6 protein-coding genes are annotated in these 4430 nt (G+C 40.0%); 2 read left to right on the top strand and 4 right to left on the bottom strand.

Translation table 11 applies throughout. The features are described 5' to 3' along the window. From RT445_RS23795 to RT445_RS19125, 4 genes are all read right to left on the bottom strand, one after another. The coding region (locus RT445_RS23795) for a tubby C-terminal domain-like protein (RefSeq protein WP_483869421.1) at window positions 1-175 on the bottom strand (175 nt) is incomplete at its 3' end. A gap of 114 nt (window positions 176-289) precedes the next feature. Then, entirely contained in the window at window positions 290-1009 is a 720-nt protein-coding gene (locus RT445_RS19135; protein WP_274796836.1) for a toast rack family protein, read from the bottom strand. Between the two features lie 109 nt (window positions 1010-1118). After that, on the bottom strand, window positions 1119-1499 hold the full coding sequence (locus RT445_RS19130; RefSeq protein WP_312506226.1) for an SRPBCC domain-containing protein: 381 nt from the start codon (window positions 1497-1499) through the stop codon (window positions 1119-1121). Between the two features lie 28 nt (window positions 1500-1527). Then, window positions 1528-2736, bottom strand: coding sequence for an MFS transporter (locus RT445_RS19125; protein ID WP_312506227.1), 1209 nt, complete (start codon window positions 2734-2736; stop codon window positions 1528-1530). A 143-nt stretch (window positions 2737-2879) separates the two neighbouring features. Here RT445_RS19125 and RT445_RS19120 point away from each other — a divergent pair, with 143 nt between their 5' ends. Beyond that, a complete protein-coding gene (locus RT445_RS19120) occupies window positions 2880-3737 on the top strand; it encodes a LysR family transcriptional regulator (protein WP_312506229.1) in 858 nt (285 codons plus the stop codon). A gap of 109 nt (window positions 3738-3846) precedes the next feature. Then, window positions 3847-4430 (top strand): DMT family transporter (locus RT445_RS19115; protein ID WP_313471314.1); only part of this gene is annotated, 584 nt, incomplete at its 3' end.

Here is a 4430-nt window from a genome sequence, read left to right as displayed (position 1 = left end):
CATGGACATCAAAACGGACAAAATAACGATAGTCCATTGTTCGATCAAAGGCCTTCTTTAGCGCATTGGTATACACACGTTGCACAGTGGACGACACCTCTCCCGCTTCATTGAAAATGTTAATGACCTCTGTTGATTCGATGGCTGCTGGTTGCTTGTATGTATAAGTTTTCACTACGTTCGCTCCTTCAACAATTGCTTTCTTAAAGCTACCATACAATCAGCATCAAATACAATTGACCTTTGACACAAAAAAGTAGACTACTTCATAAAGTAGCCTACGAACTGTTTATTTATCTAGTTTAAACGTAATGTCTCCAACGCCTAATTCTGAATTGATTTCTAGCACGACATCCGATTTATCATAGGCGTCATTGACATAAACACCATTACCCTTGGACACAAGACCTTCAACATTTGAAGAACCAATGCCCTTTTCTGTTGTTAATTTGACTCCAACCTTTGAAGGTAAAATAACAGTTGTTTGACCTACTCCCGTTTCAATGTTTGTGGTAAAGCTTTTTTTCCAATCGCCACCTAAATTCACTGTCAGATCCCCGACACCTGCTTCAATATCTAATTGTTCAAGCTGGAGCCCCTGTAAGTCGAGATTAGCAATGGCTGCACCTGTTTCCACAGATAAATCCATTGGAATATCGTCATTTAGCTGAATCGCCCATGTGTTCTTAATTTTAGAAAGACCTAGCTTTGTAGAGCCTTTATGCTTGATTTCGATTTCCCCTGTATCACCATGTTTATCATAGCTTACGTGAGGGGCAAGCTTTTTAATATTATAGTCAGCCTTGCCTTCAACCCATTCCTTGGCGCCACTTGATACATTCATTTCACCAACACCTAATTCGATGTCTACCTCTAATGCTTTCGCTTTATCCTTTTCCACCAAAATCGTTTCCTCACGCATTTTGCTTGGAAAAACGGAAAAGCACCCTGATAATAGCAATGCAGATGTGCCCATCACGACACCTAACCCAACTAATTTTTTCAACATTATTTCCTCCCGCTATATAATCTTCCAATAATTTCATTATATAGGAGTAAATAATTTAAAATACGACCTTACGCTTGAAATTTTCCTAAGACCTGAGACGTAGAAACTGCTATGGATAAGGGATGGCGCGCCCCTCCAGCAAAGCTTTCAAATTAGCGAGTGAGGCATCATAGCCTGGCGAATTGAAGCTAACGTTAGTGCCACTGTGTTGTTCTGCTAACGTAATGGCTATTAACGTTTCAGGAACCCCTAAGTAAAATGAAAATGTCTCATTCTTTTTTACCTGTTGAATGGTTAGCTCCATAGGTAGTTGTTCAGATAATTGGTTATGGGCATTCGGCATTAACGTAAACGTCATCTTCTCCCCCGCTGCCAATTTTGGGATGTCCCATGTCGAGCCTGGCGCATACCATTTGGAGAGGGATTGCTCCTCTGTAATGGCCTGCCAGACGTCATCAATCCCCGCATTAATCCAAATTGAACTTGTCATTCCAACACCCTCCAATTTCTATTTTCCATTATTTTACCGAATTTTCAGGTGTTAGACTACTGTTGGTTGTTCTATATAAATTAAACGCTCCAATGATGACCATCACCGCTATTAAATCCATGGCCAGTTGATGACTGGAGAAAAGGGCAACCAATAACCCATAGCATGTTGGTGCTAAGACAATAAAGAATTGATTGATCGTTAGCGCCGTGCTAACAGTCAGTCCTACTGATTGAGAATCTGATTGCTCTGTTACACAAGCGATATATAAGGAATACCAGCCAAGAGCAAAAAATCCAAGGATCGAACAAAAAATGATCATCAAGCTCTTCGCAGACATGACAAAAGGCAGACAGCCAATCATAATAAAGGTGGCTACCATGACGAGCACTAATAATGATTCACGTTTTTGAGAGAAATAACAGTCACTTATCCACGCAAGCACAATTCTTCCTACCATTCCACCAAGCAAAATGATACTTAAATACTTTCCAGCCTCCGTTAATGAATAACCACCTTCTTGATGCAAATAGCTCATCAAATGGGCAATGATCACCATTTGTAAGGACATCATGACAATGCCTACAAAATAAATAGGATAGAGCGCGCGATTGTTCTTAATGGCATGCACCTTCTCTTTAAAGGTGACAGGATTTGCTGCAACGGTTACACGCTGTTTAGGTTCCTGATACAGCAGTAAAAATAACAGTCCTCCCGCAATTGCTACCAAGCCCTGTGTTATATGCACAGAGGTTAGGTGGATGTGTTGGTACAGATAGGTTAGAATGCTTGAGGCCAACGCACCGCCGATTGGAATTCCTGTCTGACGAATACCGATAGCAAGCCCTCGATTCTTATCTGGAAACCACTTGACGATAGCTGAACTACCACCAGTTTGTGCACTGCCATACCAAATCCCAACAACTATTAATACGAGTAGCAATGTCGTATAATGGTGCACAGGAATTAATAATAAGCTAGAAAGTCCAAGTAAAATGGAGCCCCATCCGATTAGTTGTTTTTCTCCTTTTTTATCCATGAAATAGCCGAATACAAGCATGGATAAAATCGGCCCTATATTAACAGCTGAGACAATCAGTCCAGTTTGAAATGATGATAGACCCCATTCTATTTGATAAAACGAAGCAACAGGCCCCATGCCGTATGTGACAAAGGTTGCTGCTGTCTGCGAAAGTGTAGCCACAAGCAAAATAATCCATTTATAATATGTATGCATATGTTCCCTCCATAAGTGCTATACTGCTTTATTTGTGCAGTATAATGTTCGTTATCTAGAGTTTACGTTGACCGATCCACTACGTAAAATGGAGGAAAATGATAGCGACTATCAAAAAATTTAATAGGTGTGTGACAAACAACATGAACATTGAAGAAATCGCCTTAAAAATGGAGCTTTTAGAAAGGCAAAACTTGAGTAAATCCGCTGAAATCACCAATTATACACAATCAGCCCTCACATCCAAGGTTAAAAAAATGGAAAGTGAGATTGGACAAGAGGTTTTTAAACGAACGCCCCAAGGCTTAAAGCTAACGGAGGTAGGCGATCACTACTTACAATTTCTAAAAAAGGTCGCTCACGACTATGAGGAATTTTTACATAGGATTGGATCGACTCAAACGAGTATCCATTTTGGTACTTCTCATACAACCATTAAAATATATGGGGCAGCGATTATGAATGCGCTCCAAACGAGTCATAGTCCGATTGATGTGGATTTCACAGTAGAGTCTAGTACATCGTTAAATCATAGAGTACACCATGCCGAGCTGGATTGTGCCTTGACCAGCAATCCACTGAAGCACTATGCCGATTTGCACTATGATTTGATCGCTACTGAAACATTTGAAGTGATCTCAAGCCCTGCTCATGTTATTGATTTTGAACAGCGAACGCCTGTTACCTTACTCGTGCTAAGTAAAGGGTGTATGTATTCGAAGGCATTAGCACAGTGGCTTACAAACAAACAAATACCCTTTACGATGAAAGAAATAAAATCCGTGAGTAGCATTCTTGATTTTCTTGAAATCGAGCATACGTTGGCAGTGTTAAACACAAAATTACTCGCACTCTATCCTTGCCCTGATTTGCATCATTATCACTTGGACAATCTTCACAATGTCATTGAAACCGTCTTTATTTATAAAAAAAACGACAGTAAGCTAGCCCCTATTATGCAATTAAAACAGGTGATTGAGTCATTGCTTGAGAGGAACTAACGTTGAGCCTTATTTTGTGCTACTATTCTAAAAAAATATATTATTCATGCTGTGACTGCTCTATAATAGGTTTGTCTTTATTATTCTAGTAAAAGCATAGGAGTACATCATGTTTTATTACATCTCGTTGTTTTTTGCAGTATTTGCGTTATCGACCTCAGCTATTTTTGTTAAATTAGCTGATGCACCCCCTGCCATTACGGCCTTTTATCGACTATTCTTTGCGATGCTCGTGTTACTTCCCTTTTTATTAGCGCAAAAGGGCTTGCGTCAGGAACTTACGAGCCTCTCCAAAAAGCAGTGGGGGCTTGGCATTCTATCAGGTTTATTTTTATCGTGCCATTATGTCTTATGGTTTGAATCATTGAACTACACATCCGTGGCAAGTTCAACGGTTATTGTGACATTACAGCCATTATTCTCTTTAGTAGGAAGCTATTTTTTATTTAAGGAGCGTTTTTCAAAAGGGGCCATTGTTGGCTGTTTCGTTGCAATCATCGGCTGTTTCATTATCGGCTGGCAGGATTTCCAAATTAGTGGACAAGCCCTCTATGGCGATATTCTGGCCTTTATTGCAGCGGGCATTATTACCGCCTATTTTTTTATTGGGCAATCTGTGCGCAAAGATTTATCACTCATTCCCTATTCAGTTATCGGCTATGGCAGTAGCTCCATTTTCTTAGCCATTTATGC

Source organism: Lysinibacillus sp. (genome assembly GCF_032093475.1).
In the GTDB taxonomy this organism is placed as follows: domain Bacteria; phylum Bacillota; class Bacilli; order Bacillales_A; family Planococcaceae; genus Lysinibacillus; species Lysinibacillus irui.
Note: the sequence above shows the minus strand (reverse complement) of the source record. Positions and strands in the feature narration are given on the sequence as shown.